This window comes from Massilia sp. NBRC 108631 (genome assembly GCF_059704565.1).
This window is the reverse complement of record NZ_BAAKJE010000168.1, coordinates 135569-157858: the sequence shown is the minus strand read 5'-3', so window position 1 is coordinate 157858 and position 22290 is coordinate 135569. Positions and strand designations below refer to the sequence as shown.

Sequence of the window (22290 nt, the reverse complement as noted above, 5' to 3'; positions counted from 1 at the left end):
GAATCCTTTCAATGACTGAGTTAAAATGAATCGAAGCCCATTATGCGAACGCCGCTCCATGGCGGCAAACGATCATTCCTCATTCGATAGATGAGAAAAACTAAGCCATCGACAGCATGAGAAAACTGCCCGCCATCGGCGCCCTGCGCGTGTTCGAAGCGGCCGCGCGCCGCCTCAGCTTCAAGGACGCTGCCGAGGAGCTGAACGTCACGCCCACCGCCGTCAGCCACCAGATCAAGCACCTGGAGCAGGCCATCGGCGTGGCGCTGTTCGAGCGCGGTCCGCGCCGCGTCACCCTGACCGCCGCCGGGCGCCAGCTGTTCCCCACCTTGCGCGACGGCTTCGACAGCATCGAGCGCGCCATCGAGCAGCTGGTGCGCGCGCAGGGCGCGCAGGTGGCGCGGCTGTCGTCGACGGTGGCCTTCATGGCGCGCCGGCTGGCCACCCGCGCCGGCGCCTTCCGCGACGCTTACCCCGACTGGACGCTGCGCCTGGACGCCTCCAACGAACTGGTGGACCTCGACGCCGATGCCGACGCGGCCATCCGCTACGGCAGCGGCCTGTATCCCGGCCTGCTGGTCGAGCACTTGTTCGAGGACCGCTTCGCGCCCGTGTGCAGTCCGCTGCTCAACATCCGCAGCATGCGCGAGCTGCGCCGCGCCACCCTGATCCACTTCGAGTGGGGCGACGCGGTGCGCGGCGACGAGCGCGCGGTCGAGTGGCGCCAGTGGTTGTCGGCCGCCGGCGCGGCCGGCATCGACGCCGACACCGGCGTCTCCTTCAGCGAGGAACTGCACGCGGTGCAGGCGACCATCGCCGGCCAGGGCATCGGCTTGCTGAGTCTCACTTTGGTGGAGGAGGAGCTCGCGGCCGGCGTGCTGGTGCAGCCGTTCGAGTTGTCGCTCGAGAGCTTCCGCTACGACCTGGTGTACAGCGCGCGCGCGTCGGCGCGGCCGGCCACGACGGTGTTGCGCCATTGGGTGCGCGAGCACTTCGGCGCGCACTGACCGGCGCGCGCCGGCGCACCCAAAACCGCGCGCGTCCATACGCCAAAACTGCGCGTCGAAGTGCGCCTGCGCGCACAAGGCTTCCTTGCCCGCGCACCGAAAAAATGCGCACGCACTTTTCGAATTCGCGCGCGCGCATCGGCGTGATCGGAGCGCCGAAAATCGCTGTGCAGTGTCTTCATTTGACGAACTAATGTGCGATAGCGCGCCTAACGTGCAAAAAAGAGTGCGAAAGTGAGTTGTGCCGGTTGCGCACCGACAAGGTTTTCGTGTACTTTACGAGATTGAATTTGCGTGATTTTTTTTGTGCGGTTTTTTGAACCGCGCGGCCCCGCAAAACGATCAACAAAATGGGATACGAACACGCACGAGTATGCACAAGACCACACCGTTTTTTCGATGACCGCCTTGCCTGAGAACGACTCAGGTCGGGCGGTTTTTTCTTCGAAAATCAAAACGCGATGTGGCTGCGATGGGGACGACCGGAGCTGAGCGCACGCCCGCGACCCGCGAACATCGCAACAAGATTTAGTGCGTCGGCCGTTCAAGTGAACGGCGACGCCAGGGCTGAAGCGCTGCAAACGTGAGGAGTTGCAGCAGTTCAGCTGGTGCCGAATTCATTAGCGCAAACCGTCGTTTGCGCCGATGAATAATTCGCCTGGCCAGGGGGCCGGACGGGTTTAAATCTTGTGCGTAATTCTCATCTCTAGATGAAGGAGAGACCAAAATGGCTACAGCAAAAGCAAAGAAAGAAGTAAAGAAACCAGCGGCTAAACCAGCCGCTGCCGCCAAACCAGCCGCTAAGAAGGCCGCCGCCAAGCCGGCAGCCAAGCCAGCGGTGAAAGCTGCCGCTAAACCGGCTGCTAAACCAGCAGCGAAGAAAGCCGCCGCGAAACCGGCAGCCAAGCCAGCCGCTAAGGCAGCAGCCAAGCCGGCAGCGAAACCAGCAGCCAAGAAAGCCGCAGCCAAGCCGGTAGCGAAGAAAGCCGCAGCGAAGCCAGTAGCGAAAAAAGCTGCAGCCAAGCCAGCAGCCAAGCCAGCAGCGAAAGCAGCAGTCAAGCCGGTAGCGAAGAAAGCCGCCGCTAAGCCAGCCGCCAAACCAGCGGCGAAGAAAGCCGCAGCTAAGCCAGCAGCTAAGCCAGTTGCCAAGAAAGCCGCTGCTAAGCCAGCAGCCAAGCCAGCAGCGAAGAAGGCCGCCGCCAAGCCAGCCGCTAAACCAGCTGCGAAAAAAGCCGCTGCCAAACCAGCTGCCAAGAAAGCTGCTGCCAAACCGGCCGCCAAAGCTGCCGCTAAACCAGCTGCCAAGAAAACTGCCGCCAAGCCTGCAGCTAAACCGGCTGCGAAAAAAGCTGCCGCGAAACCTGCAGCCAAGCCGGCCGCCAAAGCTGCTGCTAAACCAGCCGCCAAGCCAGCCGCGAAACCTGCAGCCAAGCCGGCCGCTAAAGCCGCTGCCAAGCCTGCCGCCAAGCCTGCGGCCAAAGCAGCAGCCAAGCCTGCGGCGAAAGGCGTCGCCAAGCCAGCAGCAAAAAAGGCCGTTAAGGCAGCTGCCAAGCCGGCAGCTGCCAAGCCAGTAGCCGCGCCTGCTGCTCCCGCAGCAGCGCCGGCCGCTGCTGCCGCGCCGGCCGCACCCGCTCCAGTAGCCGCCAAACCGGCAGCGAAAAAGCCGGCCGCGCCGAAAGCCGCTGCGCCTAAGAAGGAAGCCGCCAAGCCTGCAGCACCTGCTGCTGCCGCCGCTCCTGCTGCCGCGCCAGCCGCCAAGACCGTGCCAACCCCGGCGGCCGCATGGCCGTTCCCGACCAGCACTCGTCCATCCTGAGCTGAGTCGTCGCTAGCCTTATGAGGCGAGGCCGCTGTGTGAGACAATCACACAGCGGTTTTTTTATGGAGGGAGCCCGTGCTTAGTATCGTCATGCTGATAGTGGACACCATCGCCGGTTTGCTTGGCGCTGTCCTGTTGTTGCGCTTCTGGATGCAAGCCATCCGCGTGCGTCCGCCGTCGTCGGTGGCCCAGTTCACCTTCCAGCTGTCGGACTGGCTGGTGCGCCCGCTGCGCCGCGTGGTGCCGGGGGTGGGCGGCTTCGATTGGGCCAGCCTGATCGGCGCCTTCCTGATCGTTTTCCTGGCCACCTCGGTGCTGTTCTTCGTCGGCGCGCCGTGGCAGACCGTGCTGCTGGCCGCGCTGCACCGCTTCCTGCAATGGATACTGTACGGCTTCATGGCCATGCTGGTGATTGAGGCGATCTTCAGCTGGGTCAACCCGCACGCGCCGCTGGCGCCCTTCATCCGGGCCCTCAACGAGCCGCTGCTGCGTCCTCTGCGCAAGGTGGTGCCGCTGGTGGGTAACCTGGACCTGTCGCTGCTGGTGGCCCTGATCCTGCTGCAGATCGCGCAGCTGGTGCTAGGCATGCTGTTCGGCCGCTAGACAAAAAAAGGGGACGCCGCGGCGTCCCCTTCTTCATTGCGCCGCCGGCGCGTCAATTTCACTCGTAACGGTAGCCGAAGGCCGCTTCGAAGCGGTCGGCAATCTGCTGCTTCGTCAGCACGTGGTTCTGCGCGCCCTTGTGGGCGATCTTGATCGCGCCCAGCAGGCTGGCCAGGCGGCCGGTGGTTTCCCAGTTCAGGTCGTGCGTGATGCCGTACAGCAGGCCGGCGCGGTAAGCGTCGCCGCAGCCGGTCGGGTCCAGCACCGCTTCGGCCGTCACGGCCGGGATGACGATGCGCTGGCCGCCGGTGTAGATTTCCGAACCCTGCTCTCCGCGCGTGACGATCAGCGCCTCCAGGCGGGATGCGATGTCTTGCAGGGTCAGGCCGGTCTTCGACATCAGCAGCTCGATCTCGTAATCGTTGCAGGTCACATAGGTGGCCTTGTCGATGAAGGCGATCAGCTGCTCGCCGTTGAACATCGGCATCTGCTGGCCCGGGTCGAACATGAAGGGAATGCCCAGCGCGGCCAGGTCGTCGGCGTGCTTGAGCATGCCCAGGTGGCCGTCCGGCGAAATGATGGCCACGCGCGCCGCGCCGGCGTTGGCCACCGGGTTCTCGTGCGCGAACGACATCGCACCCGGGTGGAAGGCGTTGATCTGGTTGTTCTCGCTGTCGGCGGTGACGAAGCACTGCGCCGTGTAGGCGTCGCCCTTGACCAGGATGTTGGCCGTCGAGATGCCCAGCTTCTGCAGGCGCGCCAGGTAGGGGCCGCTGTCCTGGCCCATCACGCCGACGATGCGGCCGTCGCCGCCCAGCAGTTTCAGGTTGTAGGCGATGTTGCCGGAGCAGCCGCCGAATTCGGTGCGCATGGTCGGCACCAGGAAGGACACGTTCACCTTGTGCAGCTGGTCGGCCAGCAGGCTGTCGGCGAAGCGGCCCTCATGCTGCATGATGAAGTCGATGGCGAGCGATCCGCAGATCAGGGAAGTCTGGTTCATCTGATTTTTCTCCGTGAAACCCCGTCCTTCAGGACGGGGAGTGAAAGGAGCCGACGGCGAAGCCATCGAACTCGCATGATGAGTACGGAACCAAATTCGGCTCCGCAGGTCAAACCAATATGAATCTGGTCTACCGTTATCGTGTGAAGTCCTTGACCGGCTTGCTGAACCAGCAGGCGCGGGCAGTCAACTTCGTGTGGAACTACTGCAACGACAGGCAGAAGGATGCGTTGCGCTTTAACCGGCCCTGGCATAGCGGTTTTGATCTGATTAGGCTGACCACCGGCTGCAGCAAGGAACTGAAGCTGCATTCGGGAACGGTGAACGACGTGTGCCAGCAGTATGCAAAATCGCGCAGCCAGTCTCGCCGCCCCTATCTGCGCTACCGTGGCCGGAAGTCTTTGGGCTGGGTGCCGCTCAAAGGGCGCGAACTGAAGCGGGAGGGTAATGCCTTCCGTTTTGCAGGCAATACCTTTCGCGTATTTTACTCGAGGCCGTTGCCCGAAGGGAAGATCCTCGATGGCACCAATTTTTCGCGCGACCTGCTTGGCAATTGGTTTCTGAACATCGTGCTCGACGTAGCGGAGCCGCCTGCCCGGATGCCGGTACGCGGCGTCGGCATCGACCTTGGCTTGATGGATCTGGCTACGCTGTCCGATGGCGAAAAAATCGCCGCGCCGCAGATATACCGCGAGGCTGAGGCGGCGCTGGCGGTGGCGCAGCGCGCGCGCAAAACGCGGCGGGTCAAGGCCATCCATGCCAGGATTGCCAACCGCCGGCGCGATTTTCTGCACAAGCTTTCCACCCGCATGGTGCGCGCTTGCGACTACATCGTGGTTGGCAATGTCCATGCCGCCGCCCTCGCCAGAACCAGCATGGCGAAGTCGGTTCTTGATGCAGGCTGGTCGTCCTTTCGCAATCAACTGGCGTACAAGGCTGTTAAGCATGGCGCCTGGTTCGAGGAAGTGGACGAACGTTTGACCACCCATATCTGTTCGACTTGTGAAAAGCCATTCCAGACCCTCGCGCCAAGGCGGGGACCGAAAGGTATCGCAGACCTTGGAGTAAGAGAATGGCGGTGCGGGGATTGCGGTGCTGAACATGATCGAGACCTCAATACTGCGTTAAACATTCTCCGTCGCGGACGTGCGACGCTGTCTGCAGGAATCTCCCTCCTTTAGGGCCGAGAGGACGTCAAGATAGTGTCTTATGGGTAGAAAACTGCGATGTGATAGCCCGATGCCTTGATCTGGGCCAACTCGAAATACAGCTTAACTGATTGCTCGGAGCGCGGGGCGAAACCTTTGGCGATATCAGCCGGGTTGGCCGGGAGGGCTGGCTTGCCAGTGTTGCCTGCGTTGCCGGCGTTGGCCAGGTAGTCGCGCGGCGAGAACACGCGCCGCAGCACGGGCTTGCCGGCGTCGTCGTTCAGTATCAGCTCGATGTGCGGCCAGGCCTGGGCGCTGCGCGCGCCGTTGCGCAGGGTGGTGGTGAAGCTGAATACATTGTCGGCCAGCGTCTGCAGCTCGCCTTGTTCGATGCTCAGCGCGTCGATCTGCGCCGGCAGGTCCACGGTGCAGCCAACCAGCGCGCAGGCCGACACCAGCATCGGCTTCAGCGCAGGCACGGCGGCGGCCAGCGGGTTGCGGAAGGTGCCCAGCACCTGCGCGGCCAGCGCGGCCAGCAGCAGCGGTATGCCAAGCGCCATGGCCACGCGGGAGGCCTTGCCGACCTGCTGGCGGCGGCGGCCACGCTTCACGAAGCCGGGTTCGTTGTCGTCCGCAGCGCCGGCGCCGGCGCCGGCGCTGGCTGCAGCACCTGCGCTGGCCAAGCCGGCCGAGACGGGTGTGGCTGGGCCGCTGCTGGCGCGTGCGGTGTTGTCTTCGGCGAGCGGGAGCGCTTCGGCGCCTGGCTGGAGTCCCGCTTCAATATCCGATTCGGTATCCGCTTGGGCATCCGACTCCGTGCCTGGGAGCTGCTCCGTGGCGGCATCGGCATCTGCGGGCGGGGGAGCGGCACCGGATAGCGTGACGATGTCCTCATCGTCGTCCTCCGGCGCATCGCTGCGGGCCGGGTAGGCGTCCAGCTCGAAACTGTCGTGCAGCGCCACGGCGGTCAGGTGTTCGTCAGGGGGCAGGTCCAGCGTGGGCTCGCGGCGGCCGTGCGGCTCGTCGTCGACCGGCGCGGGCAGGGCAGGGGAGGTCGCTTGCGGCTCGTCGTCGACATCGACGTCAATATCGACGTCAATATCGACGTCCAGGTCCAGTTCGATTGCCTCGTCGTCGGGCTGCGCGGGCGGGGCGCTGGGAGCAGGCTCGGGCTCGGGTTCGGGCTCGGGCTCGGGCTCGGGTTCCAGCGTGGCTTCGGGCACAAACTCCGGCTCAGGCGTAATAAGCTCAGGCTCAGGCTCAGGCTCAGGCGAGAATTCCGGCTCCAGCTCCGGCGCAGCGTCATCCTCCGCCTCGGCGGCGCGCGCGTCGAGCGTGGTGATCAGGGCTTCAAGTTCGGGAGAGGAGGTGGGCGCCGGAGTGGGCGCCGCTGGCATGTCGATGATGACGGGCTGCTTGAGCGCCGCTTCCACCAGCGCGGCGTTGCCGTCGAAAACTTCATGGCAGGCGCCGCAGCGCACTATGCCCCCACGTAATTTCAGCTGGTCGTGGGCGACCCGAAATATCGTGTTGCAGTGGGGGCATTTGGTGGCGAGCGCCATCGGCTAGCGTGAGCTTAGCGGGCTTGCGGTGCAGTATCGCTGCCAAGCACGCCGTGCAGCGCAACCCAGCCGTCCAGCTCCGCCCACACGCCCAGCTTGATGAACGGCGCGTACGCGGCTGCCACTTCCTCCGCCTGGCGCGCCAGCACGCCGGACAGGATCAGCGAGCCGCCTTCGGCCACGCGGCCCGACAGCATCGGCGCCATCAGCTTCAGTGGGCTCGACAGGATGTTGGCCACCACGGTGTCGAAGCGTGCATTCGCATGCGCCGACGCCGCGAAGCTGTCCGGCAGGAAGTATTCGATCTCACCGACCTGGTTGCGCTGCGCATTGTCGCGCGCCGACTCGATCGCCTGCGGATCGATGTCCACGCCGGCCACCGCGCCCGCGCCCAGCTTCTTGGCCACCATGGCCAGGATGCCCGAGCCGCAGCCGTAGTCCAGCACCGTCTTGCCCGGCGCCGGATGCGCTTCCAGCCACTCCATGCACAGGCGGGTGGTCGGATGCGAACCGGTGCCGAAGGCCAGGCCCGGGTCCAGTTCCAGGATCAGGGCGTCCGGATCCGGCGCCTCGTGCCAGCTCGGCACCACCCAGATGTTCTTGCCGATGTGGATGGGATCGAACTGCGACTGCGTCAGACGCACCCAATCCTGCTCCTCCACACCGCGCAGCGTGTACTTCGGCACTTCGGCCAGGCTGATGGCGGCGGCCGCGTCGGCCACGATGGCCGCCTGGTCGGCGTCCTCACCGGTCAGCGCCACGACGCGGGAATGGTCCCACGCCGCTTCTTCCGGCTCCATGCCCGGCTCGCCGAACAACGGCTTCTCGGCGTCGGTGCCCTCATCGGCATCTTCCACCGAGACCGACAGCGCGCCCGCTTCCATCAACGCGTCCGACAGCGCCTCGGCGTGGTCGCGCGCGACCTCGATGACGATTTCTACGTAGTTCATTTGTCCGCCTTGGGCATCGCTGCCAGTTTCTGTTCCAGATAATGGATGTTGGTGCCGCCTTCGATGAAGCGCGCGTCCACCATCAGTTCGCGGTGCAGCGGGATGTTGGTCAGGATGCCCTCGACCACCATTTCCGACAGCGCGATCTGCATGCGGCGGATAGCCTGCTCGCGGGTGGCGCCGTAGGTGATGACCTTGCCGATCATCGAATCGTAGTGCGGCGGAACGTAATAGCCGGCGTACGAATGCGAGTCGACGCGCACGCCCGGACCGCCCGGCGCGTGCCAGGAGGTGATGCGGCCCGGCGACGGGGTGAACTTGAACGGGTCTTCGGCGTTGATGCGGCACTCGATGGCGTGGCCGGCCAGCATCACGTCGCGCTGGCGGAAGCGCAGCTTCTCGCCGGCGGCGATACGGATCTGCTCCTGCACGATGTCGATGCCGGTGATCATTTCGGTTACCGGATGCTCTACCTGCACGCGGGTGTTCATCTCGATGAAGTAGAACTCGCCGTTCTCGTACAGGAACTCGAAGGTGCCCGCGCCGCGGTAGCCGATCTTGCGGCAGGCTTCTGCGCAGCGGTCGCCGATCTTCTCGATCAGCTTGCGCGGGATGCCAGGCGCTGGCGCTTCTTCAATCACTTTCTGGTGGCGGCGCTGCATCGAGCAGTCGCGCTCGCCCAGCCACACGGCGTTCTTGTGCTCGTCGGCCAGGATCTGGATCTCCACATGGCGCGGATTTTCCAGGTACTTCTCCATATACACTTCCGGATTGCCGAACGCAGCGCCGGCTTCCGCCTTGGTCATGGCCACTGCGTTGATCAGCGCCGCCTCGGTGTGCACCACGCGCATGCCGCGACCGCCGCCGCCGCCAGCTGCCTTGATGATGACCGGGTAGCCCACCTTGCGGGCGATCTGCACGATGGCTTTCGGGTCTTCCGGCAGCGCGCCTTCCGAACCGGGCACGCATGGCACGCCGGCCTTGATCATGGCCTGCTTGGCCGACACCTTGTCGCCCATGATGCGGATCGATTCGGCGCGCGGGCCGATGAACACGAAGCCGGATTTCTCCACGCGCTCGGCGAAGTTGGCGTTCTCCGACAGGAAGCCGTAGCCCGGGTGGATCGCTTCGGCGTCGGTCACTTCAGCCGCGCTGATGATGGCCGGCATGTTCAGATAGCTCAGGGTGGAGGCGGCCGGACCGATGCAGACCGACTCGTCGGCCAGCTTCACGTACTTGGCGTCCTTGTCGGCTTCGGAGTGGACCACCACCGTCTTGATGCCCATTTCTCGGCAGGCGCGCTGGATGCGCAGCGCGATTTCGCCGCGGTTGGCAATGAGGATTTTTTCAAACATGGCAGGTTCTGTGTTTGTGGGGAGCGGCTGCTCCAGGGTGTAGAGAGAGTGCGGAACCAGATCGGGGCGGCCGGCGGAAGCATCCACGGGCCGCGCGCCCGATTTAGCCGATCACAAACAGGGGTTGGCCGAACTCGACCGGTTGGCCGTTTTCCACCAGGACCTGGGTCACAACGCCGGCCACGTCCGCGTCGATTTCGTTAAGCAGCTTCATCGCTTCGATGATGCACAGGGTGTCGCCTTCCTTGATGGACTGGCCCACTTCGACGAAGGCGGCGGCGCCCGGCGCCGAGGAGCGGTAGAAGGTGCCCACCATCGGCGACTTGACCACGTGGCCGGTCGGCTCAGCGGGGGCAGCCGGGACGCTGGCGACTGGTGCGGCCGCCACAGGCGCGGCGTGCTGCTGGTACTGCGGCTGCATGCCTTGCGGTTGCATCATCACAACCTGGTTTTGCGGCATGGCGGACGACTTGACGATGCGTACTTTGCTCTCGCCTTCCGTCACTTCGAGCTCGGCAATATCCGATTCAGCGACCAAGTCAATCAACGTCTTGAGCTTGCGTAGATCCATCTGAGACTCCCTGTGTATCTTTGTTATGTGATTGTGGGCAGCGCGCCATTGTGGGGCGGCGCCGCGATAAATGCGCGCAGATCGCGTAGATTAACGTTTTTTAAGAGCAAAGTCGATGGCTAAGCGATACCCGTCTATGCCCAGGCCGCAGATCGTTCCTTGCGCGACCGCGCTGAGAAAAGAATGGTGGCGGAATTCCTCACGCCGGTAAATGTTCGAAATATGGACTTCCACGAACGGAATCGCCACCCCGGCCAGCGCATCGCGCAGGGCCACGCTGGTGTGCGTCAGGCCGCCCGGGTTGATGACGATCATGTCCACGCCTTCGCCGCGCGCGGCATGGATACGGTCGATCAGCGCCCCTTCGTGGTTGCTCTGGAAACAAGACAGCTGGGCGCCGGCGGCTTGCGCCTGCGCTTGCGCGGCCCGTTCCACATCGGCCAGGGTGTCACTGCCGTAAACCTCAGGCTCGCGCGTCCCCAGCAAATTCAGGTTGGGGCCATTCAGTAGCAGGAGGTTTTTTGCCATGTGTTCAGACCGTTTTCCGCGAAAGTTTCGCATTTTGCCGCCAACAGCGACCCTTGGCAAGTGAAAATATATTGCCGAAATTATTACATGCTTGCAAGATCCGCACGCAATTCATCGAACTTCAGGCGGCCCAGATAGGTCTTTTTGACCTGGCCATCGGCGCTGATGAGTACGGTGAACGGCAAGCCGCCGTGGGCGTTGCCCAGCTGGCGCGACAAGTCCGTGCCGCTCATGCCGCCCACGTACACAGGATAGGCGATTTTGTGTTTTTCGGCGAATTCGGCGATGTTGGCGGGGCTATCGATGCCGATGCCAATGATTTGCAAGCCCTTGACGGCCTGTTCGCCCTGCAGCGCCGACAATTCCGGCATTTCTTCCACGCAGGGCGCGCACCAGGTGGCCCAGAAGTTCACCACCAGCGGCTTGCCCTGCCACTGCGCCAGCGCCTGCTCCACGCCTTTGCCGTCCTTGAGCTTTTGCTGGTACAGCGCCGCCACCGGCGCCGCTGCCGCCGTGCCAGCCGCTGCAGCGGGTTTGGCGGCGGGGGCTGTGGTCTTCATATTGGCCCACACGCCGGCCGCGCCGCAGGCGATAGCAATCGCCGCGTATACAAGATAGTTCTTCTTAAACATTATATTTCTGAGTTGTATTAAATATCGTGGCTGTCAGATAGTAGCAAGGCCCGTACGCCCGCGATGTCGGCACGGATCGGCCTGCCGTCGCTGCGCGCTTTCAGCGCGCCGCGCATATCGTCCAGTTCATACAGTGCCGCGTGCACGCCCTCCTTGTGCCACAGGAAGCTCACCGTCTCGACCGGTTCGTAGCGCGGCCCCTTGAAGTGCGGCGTTTCCGAGATGTCGATGTTGACGTTCTTATTCAGCAGGAAGATCTCCACCTCCTTGGCGCTGTCGGCAAACAGCTGCAGGTGGATATCGTCGTGCGGCCCTGCCGTGCCGTTCAGCACGGCGCCGGTGAGGAAGGGATTGTACTGCTCCAGCGCTTCCATCACCTGCAGCGCGGCGGTGCGCAGCCGGAACAGGCGCGCCGGCTGCGTGTCCGCGTTGAACAGCGCGTGGTACAGCCGCACCTCTTCTTCGATCTGGCTGTTGTCCGGCAATACGCTGGCGCTGCCGTTGTGCTGTTCGCCCAGCACCTGGCGCGCGGCCTTGCGCTTGGCGGTGGCGTAGTCGGCGCCGTCGGCGGCAATCAGCCGCGCCGCGGCCGCCGCCACCTGTGCGCGCAGCAGTTGAATGTCATCGTTTGGGGGAGGCGTCATGTCCGAGATCATACTCTGAACCGGAAGAAGCCACGCGTCAGGTAAAATCACCGTCCTGACAGTTTGTCCGACCCTTGTTTCATAAGCACCCTCAACATGCATATTCATATACTAGGTATTTGCGGCACCTTCATGGGCGGCCTGGCCGTGCTGGCCAAAGAGGCGGGCCACCGCGTCACCGGCTGCGACGCCAACGTCTACCCGCCGATGAGCACCCAGCTCGAAGCCCAGGGCATCGAGCTGATACAGGGCTTCGGCCCGGAACAGGTGGCGCTCAACCCCGATCTGTATGTAATAGGCAACGTTGTCTCGCGCGGCAATCCGCTGGTGGAGGAAATCCTCAACCGCAGCTTGCCCTACGTGTCCGGCCCGCAGTGGATGGGCGAGCACATCCTGCGCAACAAATGGGTGCTGGCCGTGGCCGGCACGCACGGCAAGACCACCACCTCGGCCATGCTGGCCTGGATCCTGGAAGACGCCGGCTACGCGCCCGGCTTCCTGATTGGCGGCGTGCCGATGAACTTCGGCATCTCGGCGCGCCTGAGCGGCACTGCCGGCGGCAAGGCCGTGGACTCGGACTTCTTCGTCATCGAAGCGGACGAATACGACACCGCCTTCTTCGACAAGCGCAGCAAGTTCGTGCACTACCACGCCAAGACCGCCGTGCTGAACAACCTGGAATACGATCACGCCGACATCTTCCCCGATCTGGGCGCCATCGAAACCCAATTCCACCACCTGGTGCGCACCGTGCCCGGCATCGGCCGCGTCATCGCCAACGCCGACGAGGCGGCGTTGGGCCGCGTGCTCAAGCGCGGCTGCTGGAGCGAGAAGGAAAGCTTCGGTGGCGTCGACGACGCCAACTGGAAATTGAAAGAGCACGACGACGGCAGCTTCGACGTCATCTTCAACGGCGCCGTGGCCGGCAAGGTGCAGTGGCAGCTGACCGGCCGCCATAACCGCAGCAACGCGCTGGCCGCCATTGCCGCCGCGCGCCACGTCGGCGTGCCGATCGCGCAGGCGGCCGAGTCGCTGGCCAAATTCGAGAGCGTCAAGCGGCGCATGGAAGTGCGCGGCGTGGTCAAGGACGTCACCGTCTACGACGACTTCGCCCACCATCCTACCGCCATCGCCACCACCGTGGGCGGCCTGCGCCAGAAGCTCAAGGCCGGGGCCGCCGCCGGACGCATCCTGGCCGTGCTCGAGCCGCGCTCCAACACCATGAAGCTGGGCGCCATGAAAGACGCCTTGCCCGGCAGCCTGGCCGAGGCCGACCTGGTGTTCGGTTTCGGCAGCGAACAGTCGCTCGGCTGGAGCCTGGGCGCCGCGCTCGCGCCCATGGGCGAGGTGGCCAGCGCCTACGACGACCTCGACGCCATGGTACAAGCCATCGTCGGGCACGCGCGGCCGGGCGACCACGTAGTGGTCATGAGCAACGGCGGCTTCGGCGGCGTGCACCAGAAGCTGCTGGAGGCGCTGGCCCGATGATTTTGTATCTGCACGGATTCCGCTCCTCGCCGCAATCGATGAAGGCGCGGCTGATGGGCGAGCGCATGGCCGGGCTGGGCCGCAGCGCCGACTACCTGTGCCCGCAGTTGCCGGCCTCGCCCAGGCTGGCCATGGAACTGGCGCTGTCTCTGGTGGATGGCGTGCCAGCCGGGGAACTGGCGGTGGTCGGCTCCTCGCTGGGCGGCTACTACGCCACCTGGCTGGCCGAGCGCCTCGGCTGCCGCGCCGTGCTGCTCAACCCGGCCATCGTGCCGCGCCAGGACCTGCAGAAGCACGTCGGCGTCACCACCCAGTACCATTCCGACGCGCCGTTCGAGTTCAAGCCTGAATATATAGACGAACTGCGCGCGCTGGATGTGGCGCGGATCAGCCAGCCCGGGCGCTACTTCCTGATTGCCGCCACCGGCGACGAAGTGCTGGACTACCGCGACATGGTGGCGCACTATCAAGGCGCGCGCCAGCATGTGATCCAGGGCAGCGACCACGGCATCAGCGAATTCGCCGACTATATAGATGAGGTGCTGGCGTTCTGCGGCATCGGCGCCGGCGGCCCGCGGTGAAGGGCCGTTCGCTGCGTCTTGCGAACTGGCACAGCCATGTGATCGCCGTCAACGCGCCGGAAGCCGTGCGCCACTGGCTCACCGGCGGCGGTTCGCTGACGAACAAATTGAAAGCGCACAGCCGCGCCTTCCGCGTGCAGAAACTGCACCAGAGCCCGGCGCTCTGCCTGGCCGACGAGGCGGCCGCCATCGGCCTGCACCGGCCCAGCCGGGTGATTGAACGCGAGGTGCTGCTGCGGTGTGATAATACGCCCGTGGTGTTCGGGCACACGGTCGTGCCGACCTCGGCCGACGCCGGCGACTGGCCGCTGTTCAGCGCGCTGGGCGAACGCTCGCTCGGCTCCACGCTGTTCGGCGACCCGCAGGTGCGGCGCGGCGAGCTGGAGTTCGCGCGCCTGCGCGCCAGCCACCCGCTGGCCCGGCGCGCCCGGGCCGCTGTGGGGCAGGCGGCGACGGGCTTGCAGGACGAACAGATATTGTATGCACGGCGCTGCCTGTATCAGCGCCACAATGGATTGCTGCTGGTGACCGAAGTGTTCATGCCCCAAGTGCTGGACCTGGTCCCATCCGCAGTCAACTCGACTTTAGAGAACAGAACATAATAATGAACGTATTTTTCGAAGAATCCGGCGACTTCAAGGTCGGCTCCGTCATGTCCCACGCGGGCGAGGCCTACCAGGTGGAAATGGCCAGCGGCAAGCGCAACAAGGTCAAAGCCAAGGACGTGCTGCTGCAGTACGAAAAGCCGGCCCCGGCCGAGCTGCTGGAGCAGGCCAAGGCGGTCGCCGCCGAGATCGACCTGGAATTCCTGTGGGAAGTGGCCGGCGAAGAAGAGTTCGGCTTTGCCGAGCTGGGCGCCGAGTACTTCGGCCACGCGCCGCTGCCGCACGAGGCGGCCGGCCTGATCCTGGGCCTGCACAACGCGCCCATCTATTTCTACAAGAAGGGCCGCGGCCGCTACAAGAAGGCGCCCGAGCAGTCGCTGCGCGCCGCGCTGGCCGGCATCGAAAAGAAAAAGCAGCAGGCCGTGATCCAGGCCCAGTACGTGGAAGAGCTGAAAGCCAACAAACTGCCCGACAGCATGAAGCCCATCGTCTGGCAGCTGCTGTTCAAGCCGGACAAGAACACCATCGAATACAAGGCGCTGGAAGCGGCCTGCAATGACACGCACCAGAGCCCGCAGCGCCTGATGCTGGCCGCCGGCGGCATTGCCTCGCCGAAGGACTTGCACATGTCCAAGTTCCTGTTCGAGAACTTCCCGAAAGGCGCCGGCTTCCCGGACGTGCCGGTGCCCAGCGCGCCGGCCAACCTGCCGCTGGCTGCCGTGGAAGCGTTCTCGATCGACGACGTCACCACCACCGAGATCGACGACGCCTTCTCCGTCACGCACCTGGCGGACGGCAAGGTCAAGGTCGGCATCCACATCGCCGCGCCCGGCCTGGGCATCCGCCCGGACGACGCGGTCGACAAGATGGCGCGCGCGCGCATGTCCACCGTGTATATGCCCGGCGACAAGATCACCATGCTGCCGGACGCCATCGTCGACGCGTTCACCCTGGCCGAAGGCAAGACCTGCCCGGCGCTGTCGCTGTACGCCACGCTAGACCCGGCCGACTGGAGCGTGGTCGGTACCGAGACGCGCGCCGAGCTGGTGCCCATCGCCAACAATTTGCGCCACAACACGCTGGACGACCTGGTCAACGAAGAGACCTTGGCCAGCGGCGAGGGCGAGTACCCGCGCAAGGCCGAGCTGGGCCTGCTGTGGAAATGGGCGCTGCAGCTGGAAGCGGGCCGCATGGTCAAGCGCGAAGGCTTCGGCCTGAAGCCGGAGCAGAACAACCGGGTCGACTACAACTTCTACGTCGAGGACGACGTGGTGACGGTGACCCGGCGCAAGCGCGGCGCGCCGCTCGACAAGATCGTCGCCGAACTGATGATCTTCGCCAACAGCACCTGGGGCAAGCTGATGCACGACCATGGCGTGCCCGGCATCTACCGCAGCCAGGGCCAGGGCGTGGGCGGCTGGGCCGCCAAGATGCAGGTGCGCATGCTCACGCACGCCGCGCCGCACCAGGGCCTGGGGGTGGACCAGTACGCGTGGAGCACCTCGCCGCTGCGCCGCTACACCGACCTGGTGAACCAGTGGCAGATCCTGGCCGTGGCCGAGAAGGGCGTGGCCGCGCCGTTCGTGGCGCCGTTCAAGCACAAGGACGCCAATCTGTTTGCCATCGTTTCGCAGTTCGACGCCGCCTACTCGGCCTACAACGATCACCAGAGCAATATGGAACGCTACTGGTGCCTGCGCTGGCTGGGCCAGCAGGAGCAGCGCCACGTTGAGGCGGTGGTGCTCAAGGACGAGGTGTTGCGCCTGTCCGACATCCCGCTCATCATCCGCCTGGCCGGCATGCCGCCCGCCGCGCGCGGCGCCCAGGTCAAGCTGGACATCCTGCGCTGGGACGAGGTCGACCTGAGCATCGAAGCGCGCCTGCTGGAAATCGTCACCGCCCCGGCCGCCGCCGATGCCGAGCTGGATTACGAAGAGGAAGAGGAAACCCCGGCCGAGCATGAGCAGGAACTGGCCGCCGCCGCCGCGCCCACCGACGAGCAAGCCGAGGTGGCCGAGCTCGCCAGCGAAACCGCCGTTACCGAGCCGGCCCCCGAGGCGCCATAGGCCAGGTCCGGGCGGGCAGGCCGGGTCAGGCGTGCGCGCCGTGGCCCGACTATGCCAAGCCCGGGTCCCCGCCAGCCTCCGCTTGTCGTAGAATGTCCCATCTTTGATGTTGCCGACGGTCCCTGCGTGAAGTCTTTACAAGAAAACCGCTTCCTGTATTTCGCAACTGGCGTTTCCCTGCTGGCGCACGGCGTATTGCTGGCCGTGACCTTTGTGGCGCCGAAAAACTTCAAGATCGAGCCCACCGACCCCGGCCTGGAAGTGATCCTGGTGAACGCCAAGCACGACAAGGCGCCGCTGAAGGCCGACGCGCTCGCGCAAGCCAACCTGGACGGCGGCGGCAAGGCCGACGCCGGCCGCGCCAAGTCGCCGCTGCCGGACATGCGCAAGAACGAAACCGGCGAAAGCGTGAAAGCCACCAAGCGCCGCATCGCCGAGCTGGAGGAAACCCAGCGCAAGCTGCTGACCCAGGCCGCCAGGCCGAACCCGCTGACCGCCGCCCCGGTGACGGAAAAGGTCAAGCCCGACCCCATGCCCAGCGGCGCCGACCTGCTGGAAAGCAGCAAAGCGATCGCCCGCATGGCCGCCGAGATTACCCAGACCATCGACGACCAGAACAAGCGCCCCAAGAAAACCTTCATCACCCCCAGCACGCGCGAAGTGGGCTACGCCATGTACTACCAGCGCCTGCAGCGCAAGGTGGAAGAGATCGGCACGCTGAACTTCCCGCAGAAGAATGGCCGCAAGCTGTACGGCGAACTGGTGGTCTACATCCCCATCTTCCAGGACGGCACCATCTACGAAAAGGAAGGCGGCGTGCGCGTCGAGAAAAGCTCCGGCAACGACGCGCTGGACGAGGCCGCGCTGCGCATCGTGCGCCGCTCCGCGCCGTTCGGCAAATTCCCGCCGAACATGCTGTCCAGCGAGCGCGACGACCTGTGGGTCATCATCACCCGCTTCAAATTCACCCGTGAAGAAAAACTGGAGTCCGACCTGAGCGGAACAAACTAGAAAACATGGATCGCTTCAATGGATAAGTATTGCGTCTTCGGCAACCCCATCGGCCACAGCAAATCGCCCGACATCCACGCCGCCTATGCGCAGCAAACGGGCCAGCAGCTGAGCTATGAAAAGCGGCTGGCGCCGCTGGACGGCTTCCCGGCCGCCGTGCGCGCCTTCGTCGCCGAAGGCGGCAAGGGCGCCAACGTCACCGTGCCCTTCAAGCTCGAGGCCCACAAGCTGTGCGGCGCGTTGACCATGCGCGCGCAGGCGGCGGGCGCCGTCAACACCTTGCTGTTCACCGACGACGGCACCATCGGCGACAATACCGACGGCGCCGGCCTGGTGAACGACATCGTCTCGAACGCCGGCGTGCCCATCACCGGCAAGCGGGTGCTGCTGCTGGGCGCCGGCGGCGCCGCGCGCGGCGTGGTGCTGCCGCTGCTGGAACACCACCCGGCCCAGCTCACCATTGCCAACCGCACCGTCGCCACGGCCGAGGCCTTGGTCGAACAGTTCGCCGCGCTGTCCGGCGGCGCGGCACTGTCGGCCTGCGGCTTCGACGCGCCGCGCGGCCAGTACGACATCGTCATCAACGCCACCTCGGCCAGCCTGAGCGCCGACCTGCCGCCGGTGCCGCCGGAGATATTCGGCCCCGGCACCCTGGCGCTGGACATGATGTACGGCAAAGAGCCGACGGTGTTCATGCAGTTCGCGGCCGATCACGGCGCGATCGTGCGCGACGGCCTGGGCATGCTGGTCGAGCAGGCCGCCGAGGCGTTCCTGGCCTGGCGCGGCGTGCGCCCGCAAACCACGGAATTACTGGCACAACTGCGTGCAAAATTATGACAAAAGTGCGCAACCCTGCTGCAAAGCGCGGCAAGTGGTGGTGGGTGAAGTGGCTCTTCATTGCCCCGGTGCTGCTGTTCGTGGTGGTGCAGCTGTATTTCCTGCTGCAGATCTGGTGGTGGGTGGGGCATAACCCCACCACCACCGCCTTCATGCGCGCCCAGCGCGCCGCGCTGCAGGAGGTCAACCCCAAGGCCAACATCCAGCAGCAGTGGGTGCCGTACGCCCGCATTTCGGGCAACCTGAAGCGGGCGATTATCGCCTCCGAAGACGCCAATTTCTCCGATCATGAAGGCGTGGATTGGGAAGCGCTGCAAAAGGCCTACGAAAAGAACAACAAGAAGAAGAAAGTGGTGTCGGGCGGCTCCACCATCACGCAGCAGTTGGCCAAGAACCTGTTCCTGTCCGGCTCGCGCAGCTATCTGCGCAAGGGCCAGGAGCTGATCATTACCTACATGCTGGAAGCGCTGATGGACAAGGAGCGCATCTTCGAGATCTACCTGAACGTGGTGGAGTTCGGCAAAGGCATCTTCGGCGCGGAAGCGGCCGCCAAGCATTACTACGGCATCAGTGCATCCAAGCTGGGCGCGGCCCAGGCCGCCAAGCTGGCCGTGATGCTGCCCAATCCGCGTTTTTACGACAAACACCGCGACTCGAATTACCTGGCGCGCCGCACCGGCGTGATCTTGAGACGGATGGGCTCGGCTGAGTTACCATAGGGCATCATTCTATTTCGGGGGCTTCATGCTTCATCGGCAGCGCGGTATCAGTCTGGTTCTAGTGGCGGTGCTGATGGCGGGCGTGGCGGCGCTGGCGATGGCGGCCATCTTCTCCATGCGCTACGAGCGCAACCTGTTTGCCGAGGGGCTCGCCAAGCTGGCCGGCAAGCCGGCGGCCGGACAGGGGACGGCTGCCGCCGCTGCCGTGGCTCCCTCCCCCGCCAACCAGCTGCGCCGTTGCGTCATCGACGGCAAAACCGTGTTTTCCGACACCGAATGCGGCGCCGCCAACGCCACCGCCAAAAACGTTATCGTGCATGAAACAAAGGGCATAGAAGCGCCCAAGGCGCCCAAGCCGGACCCGGCCGCCGCCGCGCCGCAGGACCTGCGCGCGAAAATGATAGAAAACGCCACCCGCTGAGGCAAAAAACAGCAAGCAAAGGTGGCCGAAAAAAGGGCTTGCGGGTACACTTGCGCTGTTTCGTTCCCACCGCTGGCTGAGAGTGCCTATGATCAATGTCTTCGTCTTACAAAATGGCCGTCTCAACCAGGTTCCCATCGAATCCCGTGAAGACCTGGAAAAGCTCGAACCCGTCTGGGTCGACCTGACCGACCCGAACGACGACGAGCGTGCCTGGGTCAAAGCCATTTACGGCGTAACGCTGCCGGGCGAAGACGAAGTCAAAGACATTGAAGCCTCGGCCCGCTATTACGAGGCGGAAAACGGCGACCTGCACCTGCGCACCGACTTCCTGCTGGAAGAAGACGACGGCCCCTCGCGCATCGTCACCGTGGCCTTCATCCTGGCCAAGAAAATGCTGTTCTCCGTCCATACGGACGACCTGCCGGTGTTCCGCCTGGTGCGCATGCGCGCCCGTTCGCGCCCCGGCTCCATCGCCGACTACATGGACGTGCTGCTGGACCTGTACGCCACCGACGCCGAGTACTCGGCCGATGCGCTGGAAGGCATCTACCAGAACCTGGAGGAAGTGTCGGGCCGCGTGCTGCAGGAAGAATTCACCGACAAGGACGCGGCCGACGCGCTGAGCGCCATCGCCCACGAGGAAGACTTGAACGGCCGTATCCGCCGCAACATGATGGACACGCGGCGCGCGGTCAGCTTCCTGATGCGCGGCCGCCTGCTCAATTCCGAGCAGTTCGAGGAAGCGCGCCAGATTCTGCGCGACATCGAATCGCTGGACGGCCACACCTCTTTCCTGTTCGACAAGATCAACTTCCTGATGGACGCCACCGTCGGCTTCATCAACATTAACCAGAACAAGATCATCAAGATCTTCTCGGTGGCCAGCGTGGCTTTCCTGCCGCCGACGCTGATCGCCAGCGTCTACGGCATGAACTTCGACAATATCCCCGAGCTGAAATGGGCGCTGGGCTATCCGTGGGCCTGGGGCCTGATGATCACCAGCGCCATCGCCCCCTTCCTCTACTTCCGCCACCGCGGCTGGCTGAAATAACGCCGTGCGGCCCGCAGGCTATACCACGCGCGGGCTGAAATCGAGCGACAGGGCGTGATTGAAAGGAATTTCCTGCCATTGCGCGTGCAGCGCCTGGGCGCGCTGGTACAGCGTGGCGTGCACATCGATGCCGCTCAGGTCGAACGGCCGGTGGCCGCGCGCCGCGCAGGCGCTGTTGGCCGCTGCCAGGAAGGCGTCCAGATTGAAACTGCCGCACCAGAGCTGGGTTTGCAGGCCTTCGACGATGGCTTCCACCTGCGCCGCCTGCTGGTGCGCCGCCGGGTTGCCTGCGCCGTGCCCAGCCTGCTCGAGCAGCTGCGCGTCCGCGCCCAGCGCCACCTGGCTCAGGAAACCATGGCGCAGCGGCAGCGCGGATTCCACCACGTAATGGATCAGGTCATGCGGCAGGATGCCCTGGCGTGGCATCAGCGCATCCGTGGCGCTGCCGTTGTTGCGCACAAAGCGGAGTACATCATACTTGTCATTACTGGAACGTTTTTCTGCAATAAGTTTCATTGCAGCAGTATGCCTTTTTTAACATTGTTGAATTCTATCCAACGGTCACGAAAACCTTTTTCCATACTTCCTGGATGAATTCAGCCGGGTCATCCAGGCTCAGGTAAACCTTTTCCAGGCTCTGCTGGCGGCCGAACAGGTCGGGCAGGCCGCTGCCGGGCTTCAATTCGATCAGCACGTTCGGCGCGCCCAACTGGATATAGCGGCGTACGCCGGCGCGCCGCCGCACCGTGCCGCCGGCCGCGTGGACCGCCTGCACCATGGAATAGGGAATCGCGGCGTCGGCTGCCAGCACGCCGCAGCGGATTAAAATCGCGTCATTTGCCAGCGATACCGGCCGATATAAAGTCGCGCGGTAGTCGGCAACCATATACAGCAATGCCCACGCGCTCAATGCGCTTGCCACGATAGCCGCCGTGGGCGACCAGATGAAATGCAGCAGCATATGCATCAGCGGCAGCTCGAACAGGATGGCAATAATGAAGCCGAGCTGATTCGACGCATTGCCGCCGTTGCGTGCATAGCCGAAACGCCGCCCGCCGCTGAATTCCAGCGACGCGCCTTTGCGCATGAATAGCGCGTAATACCAGATCCGCGCCTCGAACAGCGCAAGCGCGGCATAGGTATTCTGCCCCAGCAACCCCGCTATGGATTGTTTTAATGCCTCGTCGGCATTGCGGGAGAGCCTCAGCATGCCGGTCAGCTTATAAATCAGGAAGGCGCCGACGGCGATTTCCGCGATTGCGCCCAATGCCAGCGAAATATACCGGTAGTCCTCCAGTGCGTGGAATATCGCCTTGCTTTGCTCGGGAATAATATAGCGACCGATAAAGATGGCCAGCATCGCCAGCGACAGCCAGCGCATCAGCATTTTCTTTAATCCCGGGCGGTACAGCCACCAGTAAATCAGCGGCAGTGTTACGGTAAAGTCGAACAGCAATGTCCATTCCGGCACCACGCGCAATCGGAACGCGATGTAATAGCTGGCCGTCATCGCCAGCAGAATGAGGGCGAACCAGTATTTCCGTTGCGGCAGTAGAGCCATGCTTGTCTCGTTGGGTGATTTTACTAAGTACTATACCTCAGCCAAGCTTTGTCCGCCGCCTGCCGGAAGGGCTTAACCTGCCCGATTCTGGCGTGTTCAAGCCAGAAACTGGCATGAAATGGACGAAA

At 64.1% G+C, this 22290-nt stretch carries 23 protein-coding genes; 12 read left to right on the top strand and 11 right to left on the bottom strand.

Translation table 11 applies throughout. The annotated features are described in order from the left end of the window. Window positions 1-116: 116 nt before the first annotated feature. Entirely contained in the window at window positions 117-1007 is an 891-nt protein-coding gene (locus AC6H42_RS17985) for a LysR substrate-binding domain-containing protein (RefSeq protein ID WP_057153148.1), read from the top strand. Between the two features lie 528 nt (window positions 1008-1535). Here AC6H42_RS17985 and AC6H42_RS17980 read toward each other — a convergent pair. Further along, window positions 1536-2558 (bottom strand): hypothetical protein, encoded by a 1023-nt coding sequence (locus AC6H42_RS17980; RefSeq protein ID WP_200953903.1) that lies wholly within the window; start codon window positions 2556-2558, stop codon window positions 1536-1538. Between the two features lie 358 nt (window positions 2559-2916). On the opposite strand from AC6H42_RS17980, the gene AC6H42_RS17975 reads away from it, so the two are divergent. Further along, window positions 2917-3429 carry a YggT family protein gene (locus tag AC6H42_RS17975; protein ID WP_057153149.1) on the top strand — a complete coding sequence of 171 codons (513 nt, stop codon included), beginning with the start codon at window positions 2917-2919 and terminating at the stop codon, window positions 3427-3429. A gap of 58 nt (window positions 3430-3487) precedes the next feature. Here AC6H42_RS17975 and AC6H42_RS17970 read toward each other — a convergent pair whose 3' ends face one another. Continuing rightward, window positions 3488-4429, bottom strand: coding sequence for a carbohydrate kinase family protein (locus AC6H42_RS17970; RefSeq protein ID WP_057153150.1), 942 nt, complete (start codon window positions 4427-4429; stop codon window positions 3488-3490). A gap of 119 nt (window positions 4430-4548) precedes the next feature. On the opposite strand from AC6H42_RS17970, the gene AC6H42_RS17965 reads away from it, so the two are divergent. Continuing rightward, the gene (locus tag AC6H42_RS17965) at window positions 4549-5610 is read left to right on the top strand and encodes an RNA-guided endonuclease InsQ/TnpB family protein (protein ID WP_497548620.1); all 1062 of its coding nucleotides are present in this window, start codon (window positions 4549-4551) and stop codon (window positions 5608-5610) included. A 26-nt stretch (window positions 5611-5636) separates the two neighbouring features. Here the strand turns inward: AC6H42_RS17965 and AC6H42_RS17960 are convergent, their stop codons facing one another. From AC6H42_RS17960 to AC6H42_RS17930, 7 genes are all read right to left on the bottom strand, one after another. Then, window positions 5637-7139, bottom strand: a complete 1503-nt coding sequence (locus tag AC6H42_RS17960; RefSeq protein WP_497548619.1) for a DUF3426 domain-containing protein — start codon at window positions 7137-7139, stop codon at window positions 5637-5639. Between the two features lie 14 nt (window positions 7140-7153). Beyond that, a complete protein-coding gene (prmA, locus tag AC6H42_RS17955; RefSeq protein WP_057153153.1) occupies window positions 7154-8089 on the bottom strand; it encodes a 50S ribosomal protein L11 methyltransferase in 936 nt (311 codons plus the stop codon). Beyond that, window positions 8086-9444: an acetyl-CoA carboxylase biotin carboxylase subunit gene (accC, locus tag AC6H42_RS17950; RefSeq protein ID WP_057153154.1), complete on the bottom strand. Its 1359-nt coding sequence runs from the start codon at window positions 9442-9444 to the stop codon at window positions 8086-8088. Before accC ends, prmA begins: the two co-directional genes overlap by 4 nt. 103 nt (window positions 9445-9547) lie before the next feature. After that, entirely contained in the window at window positions 9548-10015 is a 468-nt protein-coding gene (gene accB, locus AC6H42_RS17945) for an acetyl-CoA carboxylase biotin carboxyl carrier protein (RefSeq protein WP_497548618.1), read from the bottom strand. A gap of 90 nt (window positions 10016-10105) precedes the next feature. Beyond that, window positions 10106-10543: a type II 3-dehydroquinate dehydratase gene (gene aroQ / locus AC6H42_RS17940; RefSeq protein ID WP_057153156.1), complete on the bottom strand. Its 438-nt coding sequence runs from the start codon at window positions 10541-10543 to the stop codon at window positions 10106-10108. An 83-nt stretch (window positions 10544-10626) separates the two neighbouring features. Continuing rightward, window positions 10627-11175 carry a TlpA family protein disulfide reductase gene (locus AC6H42_RS17935; protein ID WP_057153157.1) on the bottom strand — a complete coding sequence of 183 codons (549 nt, stop codon included), beginning with the start codon at window positions 11173-11175 and terminating at the stop codon, window positions 10627-10629. A gap of 17 nt (window positions 11176-11192) precedes the next feature. Beyond that, window positions 11193-11819, bottom strand: coding sequence for a hypothetical protein (locus tag AC6H42_RS17930; protein WP_057153665.1), 627 nt, complete (start codon window positions 11817-11819; stop codon window positions 11193-11195). Between the two features lie 96 nt (window positions 11820-11915). On the opposite strand from AC6H42_RS17930, the gene mpl reads away from it, so the two are divergent. The 9 genes from mpl (at window position 11916) to corA (ending at window position 20601) form a co-directional block, all read left to right on the top strand. Continuing rightward, window positions 11916-13307, top strand: coding sequence for a UDP-N-acetylmuramate:L-alanyl-gamma-D-glutamyl-meso-diaminopimelate ligase (gene mpl / locus AC6H42_RS17925; RefSeq protein WP_497548617.1), 1392 nt, complete (start codon window positions 11916-11918; stop codon window positions 13305-13307). Then, window positions 13304-13888: a YqiA/YcfP family alpha/beta fold hydrolase gene (locus tag AC6H42_RS17920; protein ID WP_057153159.1), complete on the top strand. Its 585-nt coding sequence runs from the start codon at window positions 13304-13306 to the stop codon at window positions 13886-13888. Before mpl ends, AC6H42_RS17920 begins: the two co-directional genes overlap by 4 nt. Further along, complete coding sequence (locus tag AC6H42_RS17915) at window positions 13885-14490, top strand: chorismate--pyruvate lyase family protein (protein WP_057153160.1); 606 nt, start codon at window positions 13885-13887, stop codon at window positions 14488-14490. Before AC6H42_RS17920 ends, AC6H42_RS17915 begins: the two co-directional genes overlap by 4 nt. 2 nt (window positions 14491-14492) lie before the next feature. Beyond that, window positions 14493-16559 carry a ribonuclease catalytic domain-containing protein gene (locus AC6H42_RS17910; RefSeq protein WP_057153161.1) on the top strand — a complete coding sequence of 689 codons (2067 nt, stop codon included), beginning with the start codon at window positions 14493-14495 and terminating at the stop codon, window positions 16557-16559. 126 nt (window positions 16560-16685) lie between these two features. Beyond that, a complete protein-coding gene (locus AC6H42_RS17905; RefSeq protein ID WP_057153162.1) occupies window positions 16686-17570 on the top strand; it encodes a TonB family protein in 885 nt (294 codons plus the stop codon). A gap of 18 nt (window positions 17571-17588) precedes the next feature. Continuing rightward, a complete protein-coding gene (aroE, locus tag AC6H42_RS17900) occupies window positions 17589-18407 on the top strand; it encodes a shikimate dehydrogenase (RefSeq protein ID WP_497548616.1) in 819 nt (272 codons plus the stop codon). Next, the gene (gene mtgA, locus AC6H42_RS17895) at window positions 18404-19126 is read left to right on the top strand and encodes a monofunctional biosynthetic peptidoglycan transglycosylase (protein WP_057153164.1); all 723 of its coding nucleotides are present in this window, start codon (window positions 18404-18406) and stop codon (window positions 19124-19126) included. The genes aroE and mtgA overlap by 4 nt, the downstream gene beginning before the upstream one ends. 25 nt (window positions 19127-19151) lie before the next feature. Next, window positions 19152-19547: a hypothetical protein gene (locus tag AC6H42_RS17890; RefSeq protein ID WP_057153165.1), complete on the top strand. Its 396-nt coding sequence runs from the start codon at window positions 19152-19154 to the stop codon at window positions 19545-19547. Between the two features lie 88 nt (window positions 19548-19635). Beyond that, window positions 19636-20601 carry a magnesium/cobalt transporter CorA gene (corA, locus tag AC6H42_RS17885; RefSeq protein WP_056393003.1) on the top strand — a complete coding sequence of 322 codons (966 nt, stop codon included), beginning with the start codon at window positions 19636-19638 and terminating at the stop codon, window positions 20599-20601. An 18-nt stretch (window positions 20602-20619) separates the two neighbouring features. On the opposite strand, the gene AC6H42_RS17880 is transcribed toward corA, so the two are convergent. After that, complete coding sequence (locus tag AC6H42_RS17880; protein ID WP_497548615.1) at window positions 20620-21027, bottom strand: hypothetical protein; 408 nt, start codon at window positions 21025-21027, stop codon at window positions 20620-20622. A 124-nt stretch (window positions 21028-21151) separates the two neighbouring features. After that, window positions 21152-22162 (bottom strand): hypothetical protein, encoded by a 1011-nt coding sequence (locus AC6H42_RS17875; RefSeq protein WP_497548614.1) that lies wholly within the window; start codon window positions 22160-22162, stop codon window positions 21152-21154. Window positions 22163-22290 lie beyond the last annotated feature (128 nt).